The following is a 17,073-nucleotide window of genomic DNA, read 5'->3' on the forward strand; positions in this document are numbered from 1 at the left end:
CAATTAATTAAGATCTAATTATAAAGAGATGCCTTTATTAACTGTCTCGTATATTCAGTTTGCGGTTTAGAAAATAAGAGTTCAGTTTCCTGATATTCAACAACTTTTGCATGACGTAATACCATCACTTTATGGCACAGTGATTTCACGATATTTAGATCATGACTAATAAAAATATAACTTAACTGCTCAGTTTGCTGTAATTGTCGTAACAACTTAATCATGGCTTTTTGCGTGGTCCGATCTAAGGCTGATGTAGGTTCATCCAAAATTAAAAGTTTAGGCTGAACCACTAAAGCTCTGGCTAAAGCGACACGTTGACGTTGGCCACCCGAAAGTTCATGAGGATAACGATGTTGAAAATCTTCAGCCAACTCAACTTTTATCAAGGCAGATTCAACTTGCTGGATTACCTCTTTTTCATTCACAGCTTTGAGCTTTAATCCTTCAGCAATAATCTGCCCCACCGTCATACGCGGGTTTAAACTGCCAAATGGGTCTTGGAATACAAGTTGAAAATCTGATCTCATCAAACGTAGAGCTTTTGGCTGTAACTGATTCAAATCTTGCTCTAAAAAAATAATTTGCCCGTTACTCTTAATAAGCTGAACCAAAGCGAGGGCTAAAGATGACTTACCTGCACCACTTTCACCAACCACCCCAAGTGATTCACCTTGAGCAAGATCGAAACTCAAATCTTCTATTGCGGTGAAATATTCTTGAATGCGATTTAAAATTCCTTTTCTTATAGGAAATTGCACGCTGAGCTGTCGAACTGATAAAACGTTCTGCTGAGCGGGTCTAGACTCTAAACTTCCAAAATCATGATCTAACAACTGTACTGTATAAGCTGTTTTAGGGTTTGCAAAGATTTGGCTCAGTTCACCTTGCTCTACTACACGCCCACTTTGCAATACAATCAGTTTCTCAGCATAGCGATGTACTAAATTTAGATCATGGCTAATTAAAATAAGTGCCATTCCATATTTTGCTTGCAAAGATTTTAATAGCTCTAAAATCTGTATCTGTAAAACCACATCCAACGCAGTCGTAGGTTCATCAGCAATCAAAACTTTAGGCTGAAGCGCCAATGTCATCGCAATCATGACACGTTGTTTTTGTCCACCAGAGAGTTCATGCGGATAGCGTTTTAAAATTTGTTCTGGTTCAACAATTCCCACATCTTTTAGCAGTTCAACTATTTGTTGTCGAACTTCTTGCTTTGAAAAACCTGATAAAAGAAGATTTTCTCCTATGATTTTTTCAACACGATGGAGCGGATTTAACGCAGTAGCTGGTTCTTGAAAAATCATAGCGATTTGTCGACCACGTAAATATGCTTGAGCTCGTTCATCTAACTCAAGCATGTTTTGTGAGCCAATCCAAACTCGACCCGTTACTTCTAATTTTTCTTGTAGCAACCCCATTATTGCTAAGCAGCTCATCGATTTACCTGAACCACTTTCGCCCACAATAGCGAGTGTTTCACCTTCACTTAAGTAAAAATTTAGATCTTCTAATAAAACCTTTTGGTTTTTGGTTTGAACCGAAAGATGCTCTACCTTTAGTAAAGTTGAAACAGTGTTTAAATTATTTTCTTGGGTCAAATGCATCACGGGCCGCCTCCCCAATATAAATTAAAAGTGAAAGAACAATAGCCAGACTAAAAAAGCCTGAAATTGCTAGCCATGGCGCATCTAAATTATTTTTACCTTGTAGCAATAACTCACCTAATGAGGCTGCATCGGGTGGCAGCCCATAGCCTAAAAAATCAAGAGCGGTTAAAGCGCTAATATTAGTCGTTAAAATAAAAGGTAACTGAGACAAACTCGAACTGATCGCATTGGGCAAAATATGCTTAAAAATAATAGCGCGATCTGTCACTCCCAAAACTTGGGCTGCACGCACATAATCCAACTGGCGAGCTTTCAAAAATTCGGCTCTGACAATACCCACTAAAACGGTCCAGCCGAAAAACAACATAATGAAAAATAGCCAATATACATTTGGAACAAACATACTGACTAAAATCATGACCATAAAAAGCATGGGTAAACCATTCCAGACCTCAACCAAACGTTGTCCTAATAAATCTATCCAACCTCCATAGTAACCTTGAATAGCGCCCACGGTAATTCCAAATAAAGCGGAACAAAAGGTTAAGGCTAAACCGAAAAGTAAAGATACTCTTAAACCATAAAGAATGCGGGCAAAAACATCTCTTCCTTGATCATCTGTTCCCAACCAGTTTTGCTTGGAGGGTGGTGACGGCACAGGAACGGCCAAATCTAAATTAGGCGTTTGATATGAAAATTGAATGAGGGGCCAAACTGCCCAACCTTTATGATTAATAAGCGCTTGTACGGCGGGGTCTTTATAATCCGCTTCTGTTTCAAACACTCCACCAAACGTCGTTTCAGGATAAGTTTTAAATACAGGCAAATAGTAAGAATCTTCATACTTCACTAGCAGCGGCTTATCGTTAGCAATCAACTCCGCGGCTAATGAAAAAACCAAAATCAGACTAAATAGAATAAAGCTGGCCCAACCCAATTTATGCTGCCTAAAACGCTGTAATCGTGTACGCACAATTAAAGACATTATTTGCCTCCTTGTGCGTCAAAGTGAATTCGAGGATCAATCCATTGATACAACACATCACAAATGAGACGTAAAATTAGACTAAATAAAGTAAAGAAAAATAAAACCCCAAAAATAACAGGATAATCACGCTGGACAAGGGCTTCAAAGCCTAGCAAACCCACCCCATCTAAATGAAAAATAATTTCTACAAACAGGTTACCCACAAAGAAAATACCCGCTAACACTTCTGGCAAGCCTGCGAGCACCACTAAAATGGCATTACGAAATACATGCTTATATAAGACCTGTTGGCTGTTCAAACCTTTTGCATAAGCTGCTAAAACGTAGGGTTTATTGAGTTCTTCTAAAAATGAGTATTTGGTTAAATAGGTTAAACTGGCAAAACCGCCTAATACCATCGTAATCAGTGGCAAAGTCATATGCCATAAATAATCGGTAACTTTGCCCCAAAGACTAAGTTGATGAAAGTTATCTGATACTAGGTTTTGTAATGGAAACCATTGAAAATAAGAGCCGCCCGCAAAAAAAACAACTAACAAAATGGCAAATACAAAACTTGGTACAGCATATCCCACCACAAGCACTAAAGAGGTGGACCGATCGAACCATGAACCTTGTTGTCTTGCCTTCTTAATTCCCAGCGGAATAGAAATTAAATAAATCAGAAAAGTACTCACCAGCCCAAGCGAAATCGAAACAGGTATTTTTTCCCACAACAATTCCACGACTGGTTTATCTTTAAAGAAACTTTGTCCAAAATCTAAAGTTAAATAGCCTTTTAACATTAGAAAAAATCGTTCAGGGGCAGAATGATCAAAGCCGTACTGAGCCTTAATTTGCTCAACCATTTCAGGACTTAAACCTTGAGCACCTTGATAATAAGTTTCTGCACTCAATGCACGACCAATTCCCAAATCACTTTGTGCCTGATGTATTGCTTGCTCAACTGGCCCACCTGGTGCAATTTGAACAACCACAAAGTTAATCAATAAAATGACAAACAATGTGGGAATTATTAAAAGAAGCCGCTTGAGAATATATGAACCCATATAACAGGATTTCCTTTATGGCAGGTGCTTTTTATTGTTGATGTAAATATTTAGCAACTGTTTTGGCTTTGTTTGCATCACTCCACCAATATTCTATCCCAGAAGAAAGTGCTGGTTTACCTTTAGGTTGTTGATACATATTCCAATAAGCATACCAGTTTTCACCTTTACCATAGGTCGGAATTTGATAATAACCAGCTCTCAGCAATCGATCGAGAATGCGAGTATAAATAATCTGTTGTTCACGGCTTTTACTTGCAACGAGTTTTAAAATCACTTGATCAATTATTGGGTTGCGAATCCCTGCATAGTTGTAATTCCCATCCTGCGCTGCGGCGATACTTCCCCAAAACTGAGTTTGTTCATTGCCTGGATTGAGAGATTGCGGCAGATTCATTGTGGTCATATCAAAATCGTAACGACGAGTCCTTTCTAAATATTGCGGAGCATCGACCTGACGCAAATTAACTGCAATGCCTAACTTTTTTAGATTACGAATAAAAGGTAAGAGTGTTCGTTGTTTACCATCTTGCTGAATTAAGAACTCAAGCTGAACTTTTTTTCCTTCAGGTGTAAATAGCTGCCCTTCTTTTACTTTATAACCAGCCTGTATGAGTAATTGCCGTGCTGTTAACAAGTTCTGACGGTTGAACCCACTTGCATCCGACACTGGATATTTCCAGTCTGCTAAAACACCTTGCTGCATAAGTGGAGATAACTTAGGCAATAACGGTTTTAATAACTCTAATTCAGTTTTTGAAGGTCGGCCCGTTGCTGCTAATTCACTATTTTCAAAATAACTTTGAAGGCGTTGATATTGACCATAAAACAAAGCTTTATTTTGCCATTCAAAGTCATAGGCGTAGGTTAAGGCTTGTCTAAAACGAATATCATCTAAAGGTTTTCGTCTGGTGTTAAAAATATAACTTTCAGTGGCGATAGGATTGTGGTGACGAAATTTATATTGAGTAACCAACCCTGCTTTTACGGCTGGAAAACGGTAATCTGTTACCCATTTTTTAGGATTAGTTTCTTCATGCAAAGTGTATTGCCCAGATTTAAATCCTTCAAAAGCAATATCCCAATTTCGATAATAGACATATTTTAATCGGTCAAAATTATAGCGCCCTTTATTAATAGGCAAATCTTTTGCCCAGTAATTCGGGTTTCTTTTATAACTAATGCTTCTACCTGCATCAACTCGCTCGACCACATATGGCCCCGAGCCAACAATTGGCTGTAAGGTAATTCGGCTAAAATCTCTTTTCTGCCAATCTGCTTTTGAATAAATGGGTAAGGTTGCCAAAATGAAGGGCATTTTAGGATTATGGGTAGACTTAAAACTAAATTTTACTTGATGGATATTGATTACTTCTGTTTTTGCCAAATCGGCAAGGTACATCTGTAAACCTAAATTGGACTTAGTCTGATATGCATCGAAGCTAAATTTAACATCTGCCGCAGTGACTGGCTGTCCATTACTAAAACGCGCTTTAGGGTTTAAATAGAAAGTAACAGACTGCGTTTTTTCTGGGTCATAACTTACTTTCTCGGCCAAAAGCGGATATAAAACCCCGACCTCATCTAACGACTGAGTCATTAAAGTATCAAAAAGATAATTAACACCCTCTGTAGCATTCCCCTTACCATTCATACTATTGAGGTTATCAAAAGTTCCTTGAGCTGCCTGACTTAATAGACCACCTTTAGGGGCATTCGGGTTTGCATATGACATAGCCATCTTTCCCAAATATTTAGGTTTGGAATGAATCGCTATATATGAGGTCGTTTGCTGTGCAGAAAAAACTACATGCGAAACGGCACTGAGCCCGACTAGCAGGCTCAGTTGAAAAGATGATTTATGCATAAATTGCTAATTGTTTTATAAATTAGGCACTTTAATAACATCACCAATGCGAAGCTGAGTAGAAGGTGTCAAATTATTCAGCTCAGCCAAGAAATTGGTTTCTAAACCATATTTGCTAGCAAGACCAATTAATGTATCACCACGCTTCACTTTGTATTCCACAACAGTTTTTGGAATTACAATATTTTGGCCGCGCTGTAAATTAGCACTCGCTTTTAATGCATTCATTTCAGCAAGTTCACGCACTGAAATGCCGGCACGGCTCGCAATACTATTTAAAGACTCACCAGATTTCACAGTATATTTTTCAGTGTTTTTACCAGCCGCAACTGTTTTAGTTGAAGACTTGGTATCTACTTTAGCTGTTTCTACTGTAGGTACATCACCTGTTAGCTTTAAACGTTGCCCTACACGAACGCTACTGGTACGTGAAAGACCATTTAATGAAGCAAGGTAGTCTAACTGTAAGTGGTAACGGTTAGCGATATTACCTAAGCTATCACCAGATTTGACTGTATAAGTTTCTGGTGTTTCTTCTTTAGTATTTTTAGAAGGCTTAGTTGGTGCTTCTTCTTCAACTGTACCTGTGAGTTTTAAACGTTGACCAGCACGTAACCCAGCAGTACGAGACAAACCATTTAAGTCAGCCAAATAACCTGTTTGCAAGTTATATTTACTCGCAATCGCATTTAGACTATCACCCGACTTTACAACGTATTGTTCTGGAACACTTACCCCTGCTGGTACTTTTATCGTTTGACCAAGCTGTACATGGCTACTCGCTTTTAAGTTATTTAACTCGGCTAACTCAGCTAGGCTAATTTTTGATTTCGTTGCAATACTCGATAAAGTATCACCACGCTGTACTTTATAGCCCTCTGTTTTATAAGAAATACTAGCAGTAGCCTTCTCAGATTTACTAGAAGTTTTATTTTCAGCAACTTCATCTACAGAAATATCTTGTGTAGGCACATTAATTTTTTGGCCAGCCATCAAGTTACTGCCCGCAGATAAACCTGGCGTTAATTCAGCAAGTTCCTGATTAGAGAGCGCATAACGATCTGCAATCAATTTAAGGTATTCACCGCGCTTCACAGTATAACTTTTAGTTGCTATACGTTTTGCACTTGCCTGAACTGCTTTCGGCTCTGCTTTAGCAATTGAACGAATATTCTTAGGCTCTTTTAACTGTAGTTTTTGCCCGACAAATAGGCCATCGGTCACTGATAAATCGTTATATTCAGCCAATTGTTTTACTGACAAATTAAACTGATTAGCAACACCGCTTAAACTGTCGTTAGCTTCAACTACATATACATCTGGTTTAGCCGTACTTTTAGAAGTAGTTTGAGTGTCTTGTGGCTTAGCATCATAAAGATAAAGCGTTGACCCTACATATAACGTCTTTTCAGGGTCAATTTGGTTCCACTTAGCAACATCGCGCCAGTTCACACCATTTTTCATTGCAATAACGGCTAAAGTATCGCCCGGTAAAACCGTATAAGTACTACGTTTGCCTTTAGGTTGTACAACCACTACATCAGTATCAGTCTTGATGTAAGGTTTATCTTTGTTGCGCTGTCCATCTTCTGAATTCGCAACGCTTGCATCTTCAGCTAAAGTTTTTGGATAAGCAAAACCTCTACTTACCTCTTTACCTTGTTGCTCTGCAACTGACTGGCTCGTCTGAATTGCGGTTAACCTAATTTTGCCATCATACGGATCGACAATTTCAGTTCCTTTAGGCGCGATTGCTTTTAATTCAGCAACGACTTGATCTTTTTCAGCTTGAGTTGCTTGCGGTTGTAAAGCTTGATCTACAGTCTCTTTTTCACCTTCAGCGCGAACCGCCGCTAAAATCTTTTCACGTTCAGAAGCCGAAATTGGTGGCTCCATCTTAACAGGCTTTTTAATGTTAGCTGCATTGGTTACAGCTACAGGAATACGCGGTGCACTCGGTACATCCGCTGAAGCTGCAAAGGCAGCCAACGCATCTGAACCACGTGGAGTAGATTTTGATGAACTATTCTTCACTGGTGAAGATGGTTTAACTGGCTGAACTTGTGTTGTAGGAGTAGTTTTTGTTGTCACTGTAGTAGAAGGACTAACAGTTGTAGGTGTAGACGGTGAAGTTACATTTGCCCACCAACCAGAGCTACCACCCGATTTCGTTCCTTTTAATTTATTATCAATTGAAGGACTTAAATCTGCTGGAATCAAAATACGCATTGGGCTCGCAGGGTCTACTGCTTCACCACGATATCCTGGGTTCAATGCATAAAGTTCTGAACGGCTTAATCCTGCGGTAGAAGCAATTTCATTTAAAGTTAAAGGTGCAGATAAAGTCACTTCACGGAAATGGGGTCTATTTGCAATTGGCGGTAGTTCGACACCATACGCCTTCGGATTTTTAATAATTTGAGCAACAGCTAAGAAACGTGGAACATAGTTCATTGTTTCTGCAGGCAATTTTAATGACCAATAGTCAGTTGGTAAACCAGCAGCTTGGTTACGGTTAATCGCTTGTTGAATACGTCCTGGGCCAGCATTATAAGCCGCCAAAGCAAGTTCCCAAGAACCAAATTGATTATAGAGGCTTCCCAAAAATTCATAAGCTGCACGAGTCGACTCAACCACATCTCGGCGCCCATCATACATACCAGTTTGCTTTAAGCCATAAATACGACCAGTACTTGGAATAAACTGCCATAGCCCCGCTGCTGCTGCACTACTTGTTGCAGCTGGGTCATAAGAACTTTCAATTACCGGCAATAACGCAAGTTCAGTCGGTAAGCCACGGCGTTCTGCTTCTTTCACAGTATGGTACAAATAACGACTGGCACGAGCACTCAAGCGATCAAGGTAAGGCTGACGAGAAATAAACCAACTACGCTGAGCTTCAATACGTGAATCCCAATGATTCAAGTCCATTTTGAAGCCAACTGACATACGCTTCCAGACATCACCATGCTTCAAAATAAGCAGACGATCACCTTCTACAGCGCGCATATCGGTTGCTGAAAGTAAGTCTTCCAAAGAGTCAAGACTACTCGCATCTAAATAACCTGCACCACTGACCTGTTTCGATTTTGAGGTTTTTGCAGATTGCGGAGTCGATGAACAGCCTGTTGTAATACCCAACGCAGCTAAAGCAGAGCTAAGTACGGTAATTTTGAACAATGATGCCGCAGATGGCTGCCACACAAATGTGGTTGGTTTATACATAAAAACTTCCAAACAACTCGCGTAATATTTTTTGGGGTCTGGCCACAAACCCTAGGTCTTCGATGCCATTGTAGTAAAGCGTGCAAGATAGACAAGGCAATAATTTGATGTCATTTGCATGGAAATGTTACAAGAAATTAAAAAAACCTTGCTTTGTTACGATGGAACCGAACTTTTTGCGTATACAATACACCATATTCAGTTCTTTTTCTTTTAGTTTAGGTTTCGATTTATGTCTCAAACAATCACACTGTATGTTGATGGTGCATGTCGTGGCAATCCGGGGTTAGGTGGTTGGGGCGCATATGTCATTACCGAGCAGGGTGAACATAAACTATTTGGTGGTGAACCGGATACAACCAATAACCGCATGGAACTCACAGCTGCGATTGAAGGCGTTGCATTTTGCCCAACCGATGCTCATTTAATTATCTGGACAGATTCAAATTATGTGAAGCAAGGGATTACTGAGTGGATTCATGGCTGGAAAAAGAAAAACTGGAAAGATGTAAAAAATCCTGACCTTTGGCAAAAATTAGATGCTGTATGTGCTGGTCGAAATATTGAGTGGCATTGGATTAAAGGCCATGCTGGACATGCTGGCAATGAAATGGCCGATGAGCTTGCCAATATCGGAGCCGATCAAACTGCATTGCAAAAAAAAACAGTTCAAGCAACTGCCCTGCAAGATATAAAAAAGCCTGAAGAGGATTGGTTGCTTGATGACCCTTTTGGGTTTGACATGGCAGAAGTAGCCGAAGAAGATAATATTGATCTTGAACAGCCTAAAGAAGTTGAGATGATTATTGTGGAAGAAGAAGTTATTGAAGTTGAAGCTGCTGAGCCAGAAAGTAAACAACCCATTAATAATATTCATCCTCAAGTTGTTGTGACCGAAGCCAAACTACAATTACAAGGGCCTCGACAACTGATTCTCGATACGGAAACCACTGGTTTTTATTTCCAAGATGGCGACCGAATTATTGAAGTGGGCGCTATTGAAATGATTAACCGGAAACTCACCGGTAGCTCAATTCATATTTATATTAACCCGCAAAAACCCGTAGGCGACTCAGAAAATATCCATGGTATCAGTGATAACTTCTTAAAAGATAAACCGCTCTATGCAGAAATTGCTGACACGCTCTTTGATTATTTAAAAGGCGCAGAGATTATCGCCCACAACGCAACCTTCGATATGAACTTCCTTGATATGGAGTTTAGACGCGCTGGCCTTCCCGCGCTTTCGGAAGTATGTGAGGTAACAGATACTTTAGCTTTAGCAAAAAGCAAACATCCGGGACAAAAAAACTCGCTTGATGCCCTTGTAAGACGTTATGAAATTCCAGCACGTGACCGTACTTTCCACGGCGCATTACTGGATGCTGAAATTCTTTCAGACGTTTACCTAGCAATGACAGGTGGACAGGTTTCTTTTGATATAGATGCTTTATCTCAAAGTGAAAACAGCCTGAACACAGCAAATAAAACTAGGGTTCAAATTGACTTACCAGTTATTCATCCTTCCGAAGAAGAGCTCAATACACATGAGACTTGGGTCAAAGAATTTGAGAAAAAACATGGAGAACCTTGCCTTTTTGCAAAATAAATTTTTGATTCTTTAGCGTTTTTAGCTTTTCCCCTTTGTAAGTTAAGTTATATTAGTCACATAGATTTTTAGCTCAAATTACCGAGCACTACGAATATAACAATTGATTTTTTTGCAAAGGGGAACGTTTATGTCTGAGCATACTTCGATTCATTTCGATCCAACAGCTTTACTCATCATTAAACATGAAATTGATCGCTCAATAAAACTGGTTGAAGGTGCAGTAAGTACTTTAATTGAAGAACAAACACTCCCTTTTGGTATTGATGATGCATTAGAACAATTTAAGCAATGCACTCAAGTCCTACGTTTAATTGATATCCCCTATCTTGCAAAAATTACTCAATATTCAACTGAGCTAATGCAAAAAATTATTGCGAAGCCAACGCAAATTAATACGAACGATGTCGTTGCACTGAGTGAAGGCACGACTATGGTAAAACGATATATTGAGTTTATCTGTTTGCGTGAATTACAAGTACCTCAGTTTCTTCTTAATACCTTAAATAATTTAGAATTAGCTTTAAATAAACCGCTGACATCTTCTGGACAAGCGATTGCTCCTTTACTTGCAAATACTTCACTTGAACTTCCATCTCCAGAAGTGTTTATAAATGAACAAACTCAGTTTATTCATCAGCTCTACAAGCTATCTCTGCATCAATTTTTAAACAAGACAGAAGCTACGCATAATTTTCAAGCTTTTAAACTGATTGCGACCTATTTAGTCAGCATGGCAAACCATCAGCCAAGCCAACAATATTGGCAACTCGTAAATTATGCTTTCGATCATATCGATAACTTGCTTTTAAATGATTCACACCTACGCATACTCATTAATATTGAAAGTTATATTGGTCAGTTCCTAGCAACTCCAGAAACTTTTAAGCCCGATTTAGCTGCCCTTGCAGATATTTTAAGTATCGTTATCGCTCAGGAAGATGAGTTTGCGCACCATATTCGCAACCAACTGCATATTGGCGATGAAATACAAACAGACACGCAACTACTGGTTTTAAGCCGCCATCTTTTTGGTCCTGATTTTGAAACTATGCACGCAGTCAGCCAATTAATTTTGAGCGAAATGAACAAAGTGCGTAACGATATTGAGTATAACTATCAAAATATGTCGACTGAAAAAGCACAGCAATTACAAACAAGTCTTTTACAGCTCGCATATACATTTAAGCTACTTAACCTTGATGAAGCTTCATCTCAACTTTCTCAACAAGCGAGTAGCTTAAGTCAGCTCAATATATTAAGTAATGAAAACTATGCTCAGCAGCTTATGGACAGCATTTTGTCTGCCATGAACTCAATTGGTATTTTGGTCCGCCAATATACGTCTAGTCGCTTACAACTTAACGTGAACAATACGAATATTTCCTTAGATCGTCTTGATGAGGCACATCAAGCCTTACTCATCGAGACAAAAAATTTAATTGATTTTATTTGTCAGAGCCTTACGTTGTATGCAAATGATCCAACACAAAATATTGAAGCAATTGCAGGTTCACTAAAAGAACTAGCGGGTGCCGCCGAATTTCTCGGAAGTACCATTCAACAAGATGCTTTACTTCAAACTGCTCAATTTGTTCAACAACAACTTGAACAAAACCAGCCTTTTAATACAGACCAAATTCACTGTATTTTTAACGTATTAGCGGGCCTTGACATGTTGGTTGACAATTTAAAAAACAAACAACCTGTTCTACAATCTATGTTTGATGTAGCATTGTCGAGTAGTCAACAACTTCAAGAAAAGGCAGCTTAATGTCTGAATTATCACTTGCTTATATTTTTCATCATCAACAATTACTGGTTGACCAAAACCTTCAACTGCCCAAAGTCGAAAAGTTAGCAAGTGATTTACTTTTCACTCATGATGAGCAGGTCATTGCACGTGACTTGCTTGCTGAGGAACCTATCCCCGAAGGCTTACAACTTGTTCCAATTCGCCAACTCATTACAAGTTGGTCAAAAGAACAGTTCTTGCAAGCAAGCCGTGCTGTACAGTTACTTGAATGGCGACGCAATCATAAGTTTTGTAGTCACTGCGGACACCCAACAGAAGTTCACCCAACCGAATATGCAATGGTGTGTCCTTCTTGTCGCTATCACCAATATCCTCGTGTAAACCCCTGCATTATTACCGTCATTACGCGAGGTGATGATGAAATCTTGCTGGCGAAGTCAGTTCACAATAAAACCAACATGTATGGTTTGATCGCGGGTTTTGTTGAAGTTGGAGAAACTCTTGAAGAAGCGGTACAACGCGAAGCTTTTGAAGAAGTAGGCCTAAGACTCAAAAATGTTCAATATATGTCAAGTCAGCCTTGGCCGTTCCCAAGTAACCTTATGGTTGCTTTTAGAGCAGAATATGAGTCTGGTGAAATTAAGCTACAAGAAGAAGAAATTGCAGATGCACAATTCTTCAAAATTGATCAATTACCCGAAATTCCATTTAAAGGTAGTATTGCTCATTCAATGATTATGCAGATTACCCAAGCTGGGTAATCTGCCGTATTTTAAACGAGAATATCGTTTAAAATACTTCTTCAAGAAAATGTAAGATCGTTCTTTTAGTCCTGAAATAATGACTAATAAAACTAGAAAGACTGGCCAAAATTGTAATATGTCCAGTTTTAGGAATCACGGCGATATGGCTGTGATTTCCCTTTTCTCTAAGTGCTAAATCCATATCTAAAGTATTGTGTTTTTTCACAATCTGATCATTTTCAGCCATCAAAAGGTAATGCTTAATATTATTTTGATTGACGAAATAATATGGCATGACTTCTTTATAAGAGATGCCTTGATCAAATGCATCTTCGGCCAGTGGGTCACCCTTGTAGTCAAAATGATAAGGCCCAGCTAAACCAATTATTGCCTTAATTTTCCCTAGGCACTCAATTTTAGTTGAATCAGGGTGATAAACAGCAGACATGACATTAAATGCACCTGCCGAATGCCCCATAAGTACAATATTTTCTGTAGAGATTTCTAGCTTGTCTTGGTTTTGATGCAAATAGTTCAATGCCTGAGTCAGGTCATCAACAAAACTTGGGAAAATATTTTTAGGTGCTAACTGATAGTTAATCACAGCAACGTCATAGCCTTCTTTGGCAAATGTCTCACCAATAAAAAGATAATCTCGTTTATTACCATGTTGCCAAGCCCCACCATGTACAAAAACAATAAGGGGCTGATGAGTTAGCTTTTTAACAGATCGGTAAACATCCAAACGGTGGCGAGGCTTTAGGCCATAACGAACATTTGGAACCTGCTCAAAACCATCTTTTGGCGTAAAACGGTTTAAAGCAAAACTCCCCAAATCATACAGGCGGAAATCTTTATAAAGAGTTCGCGCCTGTTCAATTTTGCTTTGTACTTGTTCAATCAGATTCATATATTACTGTGCAGTCGAAGCAGGATCTGTTTGGTCAGGATCAATTGCAACAGGTGTTTGAACTGTTGGTTGAGCAATGACGTTATTAATAATCGGCGTAGTCGTTGTATTACCAGAACTTGCTGCTGGAGCAGGTGCCAAATCAATATTATCAATTAAAGTGACAATTTTGGTGACGTTACCAACGTTTTGTAAAACACTGTTTAAATCATTAATTTCAGCAGTATTTAAACGTCCCATTACATAAAGCACACCATCTTCGGTATGTACAAGAACCTTACTATCAGAAACCACAGGTGCTTTCATTAAAAGAGCACGCGTATTTGCTGTTACACCCGCATCTTGCATGATGGTGTTATAGCTAACTTTGTTACCCACCGTAATATAGTTATGTACGGCTTTCACATCACTCATGGCTTTAAGGTTGTCTTCTGCCAATTGTTTCAAGTACGGGTCTGGTACTTGGCCAGTTAATAAAACTGTACTGTGGAAGCTTTCGATATTAATACGTGACTGCTTGAAACGTTGATCAAGTTTGTAAATGTTGATATTTGCTGTACGTTTAATTGAAGAGTCAATGAATACTTGGCCTAGACTGCGAACACCACTATCTGTGCCCACTGGAGCTGTGCCTGTTCCACCAGAAATAAAACTTGCGCAACCTGATAAACTTGCGACACAAAGCATTGTTACAGCAATACGTTTTAACACTCCACCAGACTCCTATCAATTTCTTGGCTTGATCATAAAGCATCAGACTTAAATTTGCTCAAAAGAGTAATGAACTCTTAATCCAAAGTAAATGCATTTTCGATCCATTGCAGATCATAATGGAATTTTGAAAAGTCATGCTGTACTGTTTTTGCAATTTTCTGTGGAAAATCAAAACAAATCACATCAAAACGACAATAAAAATCCTGATAAGATGGATAGCGCTGTAAAAAACGCATTGCGGTTTTGATAATTTTCTTCTGTTTTGTCCACGTTACCATTTCACAAGCCTGCCCATAATTTCCTATAGTGCGTGCTTTTACTTCAACAAAAACTAACTCTTGCCCTCTTTTGACGATTAAATCCACTTCGCCACGGCGTGAATGGTAATTACTTGTGACCCATACATAGTTTTGTGCTTGTAAAAGGCTTAAAGCAGTTTGCTCTGCCCATTTCCCCAACTGTTGTGCTAATAGCATTTTTATTTTCCCCAATAAAAAGCATCTCTAGATGTTTTTATGCGTAAGTTATTTTCTTAAATTCATCTGTCGCATCAACTCTAAATCGAACAAATGAAAATCAGATCTTTTTCGAAAAGCTCAAGCTAGCAGACATTGTTCACGCCCAAATCATAATTTCGGGTAAACTACTCCATTAAAATTGTTTATCTGTACGGAGTAAGACCAAATGAGTGCTCAGTTATTTGTTGTAGCCACCCCAATCGGGCACTTAGATGATATGACTTTCCGTGCAATTGATATTTTAAAATCAGTTTCTATTGTAGCTGCCGAAGATACGCGTCAATCAGCACAATTATTTAAGCACTATAATATATCGACTCAACTTACTGCATGTCATGATCACAATGAAAGCAATAAAATTGAGCAGTTAGTTCAAAAACTACTTGCTGGCGATAGCGTTGCGTTAATTAGTGATGCAGGTACACCGCTCATCAGTGACCCAGGCTTTAAATTAGTCCGCGCTGCTCAAGAACATGGCATCAGAGTCGTTCCTGTGCCAGGTGCGTGTGCTGCTATTGCTGCCTTAAGTGCGGTAGGTTTGCCAAGTGACCGTTTTAGCTTTGAAGGCTTTCTGCCATCTAGAGCGTCACAACGTATTTCTCAATTAGAAAAACTTAAGAACGAAACTCAAACCTTAATTTTCTATGAAGCACCCCATCGTATTTTAGAGTCTATTAAAGATATGGCTCAGGTATTTGGTGAAGACCGTCCTGTAGGGTTTGCACGTGAAATTACAAAAACATTTGAAACCATCAAAAAAATGACCTTAAAAGATTTGGTCAGCTTCATTGAAAATGACCACAATCAAGAAAAAGGTGAAATTGTAGTGGTTGTGGGTGGTGCAGCGGCAAAAACAGATCTAGAACAAGAAAAACTAGATGAACTGTTAAAGCGTTTACTTCAAGACTTATCTGTTAAAGCTGCATCTCAACTTGCTGCCGATTTAACAGGAATTAAGAAGAAAGTCGCTTATCAACGTGCGCTCGAGTTAACTCAATCTTAATTTTTTAATTAGATATGGTGATGACATAGATTATTTGTCATCACCATCTGTTAATTTTGAATAATAATATTACAGATAAAATTACTTCAAAATCTGAACAAACTTTCTGGCTTTTAAAATACCTAATCGCTATCTCAATATGCGTTTTGCTGACTCCACAATAGTCTCTGTTAGTGCATCTAACTGTTTAGACTGCCTTTTCCAATGGTGCCAATATAACGGAATGTCTAGCTCAGCATCAGGGATAACATCCACTAAAGTTCCATTATTTAGTAAAGATTGAACCTGAAGCTCGGGCACCATGCCATATCCCAAACCTAATTGGATTGCTTTCACAAAGGCATCTGTGGCAGGAATAAAACTATAAGGATAGCTCTGCAAAGGCAACCCATAATATTTCAGTAATACCTCTGAATGCATGAGGTCTTTGTGGTTAAAAATTACAGCGGGTGCATTTCTTAAAGTTTCTCGGTTTACGCCCTGTTTAAACCAGTCAGCCACAAATTCAGCAGAAGCCAACATTTTATAACGCATTTCCCCGAGTGGTTGAGCTAAACAACCGGACATGACCTGCTCTTCTGCCGAGATACACGCGTTGACTTGTCCTGTTTCTAATAAAGTATGCGTATGCGATTGGTCATCAATTTTTAGTTCTAAGACTATTTTTTCTTTAAAAAGGGTTTGCTGAATGCTAGGTAAAAGCCAAGTCGCTAGCGAATCTGCATTGGAAGCTAGAGCAATTTTATAAAACTCCGACTCAGATGACTTGCCCATCAAACCTTGTAATAAATTTTGCTCCATTATTCTCGTATGACGTAAATGTTGCAATAACGTTTGCCCAGCTTGTGTGAGTACGCATGGGCGTCCACGTATAATTAAAATTTGACCTAAATACTTTTCTAAAGCTTGCACGCGTAAGGACACTGCTGAGGGCGTAATATATAAATGCTTACCTGCCGCATCAAAACTTCCCACTTCTGCTACTGCAAGAAAGGCTTCACATTGTTTGCTATCTAACATATCAAACCTAAATTTTTTTTAGCTAAACCTAAATATTCTTAATTTTACTTATTTC

13 protein-coding genes are annotated in these 17,073 nt (G+C 38.8%); 4 read left to right on the forward strand and 9 right to left on the reverse strand.

The annotated features are described in order from the left end of the window. Positions 1 to 14: 14 nt before the first annotated feature. From F935_RS10230 to F935_RS10250, 5 genes are read right to left on the reverse strand one after another with little or no spacing between them, the layout of a single operon-like run. Positions 15 to 1,616 carry an ABC transporter ATP-binding protein gene (locus tag F935_RS10230; RefSeq protein WP_155237756.1) on the reverse strand — a complete coding sequence of 534 codons (1,602 nt, stop codon included), beginning with the start codon at positions 1,614 to 1,616 and terminating at the stop codon, positions 15 to 17. Then, complete coding sequence (locus tag F935_RS10235) at positions 1,591 to 2,601, reverse strand: ABC transporter permease (protein WP_016138866.1); 1,011 nt, start codon at positions 2,599 to 2,601, stop codon at positions 1,591 to 1,593. The genes F935_RS10230 and F935_RS10235 overlap by 26 nt, the downstream gene beginning before the upstream one ends. Further along, on the reverse strand, positions 2,601 to 3,653 hold the full coding sequence (locus tag F935_RS10240; protein WP_016138867.1) for a microcin C ABC transporter permease YejB: 1,053 nt from the start codon (positions 3,651 to 3,653) through the stop codon (positions 2,601 to 2,603). Before F935_RS10240 ends, F935_RS10235 begins: the two co-directional genes overlap by 1 nt. 31 nt (positions 3,654 to 3,684) lie before the next feature. Next, positions 3,685 to 5,520, reverse strand: a complete 1,836-nt coding sequence (locus F935_RS10245) for an extracellular solute-binding protein (protein WP_035366213.1) — start codon at positions 5,518 to 5,520, stop codon at positions 3,685 to 3,687. 15 nt (positions 5,521 to 5,535) lie between these two features. After that, complete coding sequence (locus F935_RS10250) at positions 5,536 to 8,745, reverse strand: LysM peptidoglycan-binding domain-containing protein (protein ID WP_016138869.1); 3,210 nt, start codon at positions 8,743 to 8,745, stop codon at positions 5,536 to 5,538. A 232-nt stretch (positions 8,746 to 8,977) separates the two neighbouring features. Here F935_RS10250 and dnaQ point away from each other — a divergent pair, with 232 nt between their 5' ends. The 3 genes from dnaQ (at position 8,978) to nudC (ending at position 12,871) form a co-directional block, all read left to right on the forward strand. Then, positions 8,978 to 10,354 carry a DNA polymerase III subunit epsilon gene (gene dnaQ, locus F935_RS10255; RefSeq protein ID WP_016138870.1) on the forward strand — a complete coding sequence of 459 codons (1,377 nt, stop codon included), beginning with the start codon at positions 8,978 to 8,980 and terminating at the stop codon, positions 10,352 to 10,354. A 130-nt stretch (positions 10,355 to 10,484) separates the two neighbouring features. Then, positions 10,485 to 12,128, forward strand: coding sequence for a hypothetical protein (locus F935_RS10260; RefSeq protein WP_016138871.1), 1,644 nt, complete (start codon positions 10,485 to 10,487; stop codon positions 12,126 to 12,128). After that, the gene (nudC, locus tag F935_RS10265) at positions 12,128 to 12,871 is read left to right on the forward strand and encodes an NAD(+) diphosphatase (RefSeq protein WP_005303431.1); all 744 of its coding nucleotides are present in this window, start codon (positions 12,128 to 12,130) and stop codon (positions 12,869 to 12,871) included. The genes F935_RS10260 and nudC overlap by 1 nt, the downstream gene beginning before the upstream one ends. Positions 12,872 to 12,899: 28 nt before the next feature. On the opposite strand, the gene F935_RS10270 is transcribed toward nudC, so the two are convergent. The 3 genes from F935_RS10270 to F935_RS10280 all read right to left on the reverse strand — a co-directional run bounded on the left by F935_RS10270 (position 12,900) and on the right by F935_RS10280 (position 14,953). Continuing rightward, a complete protein-coding gene (locus tag F935_RS10270) occupies positions 12,900 to 13,763 on the reverse strand; it encodes an alpha/beta hydrolase (RefSeq protein WP_016138872.1) in 864 nt (287 codons plus the stop codon). Between the two features lie 3 nt (positions 13,764 to 13,766). Further along, positions 13,767 to 14,474, reverse strand: coding sequence for a BON domain-containing protein (locus F935_RS10275; RefSeq protein ID WP_016138873.1), 708 nt, complete (start codon positions 14,472 to 14,474; stop codon positions 13,767 to 13,769). Positions 14,475 to 14,551: 77 nt separating this feature from the next. Beyond that, the gene (locus F935_RS10280) at positions 14,552 to 14,953 is read right to left on the reverse strand and encodes a YraN family protein (RefSeq protein ID WP_004793907.1); all 402 of its coding nucleotides are present in this window, start codon (positions 14,951 to 14,953) and stop codon (positions 14,552 to 14,554) included. Between the two features lie 208 nt (positions 14,954 to 15,161). Here F935_RS10280 and rsmI point away from each other — a divergent pair, with 208 nt between their 5' ends. Next, positions 15,162 to 15,998, forward strand: coding sequence for a 16S rRNA (cytidine(1402)-2'-O)-methyltransferase (gene rsmI / locus F935_RS10285; RefSeq protein ID WP_016138874.1), 837 nt, complete (start codon positions 15,162 to 15,164; stop codon positions 15,996 to 15,998). 129 nt (positions 15,999 to 16,127) lie between these two features. On the opposite strand, the gene F935_RS10290 is transcribed toward rsmI, so the two are convergent. Continuing rightward, a complete protein-coding gene (locus tag F935_RS10290) occupies positions 16,128 to 17,018 on the reverse strand; it encodes a LysR family transcriptional regulator ArgP (RefSeq protein WP_016138875.1) in 891 nt (296 codons plus the stop codon). Positions 17,019 to 17,073: the final 55 nt, after the last annotated feature.

It is taken from the genome of Acinetobacter calcoaceticus ANC 3811 (assembly GCF_000399665.1).
Classification (GTDB): Bacteria; Pseudomonadota; Gammaproteobacteria; order Pseudomonadales; family Moraxellaceae; genus Acinetobacter; species Acinetobacter calcoaceticus_B.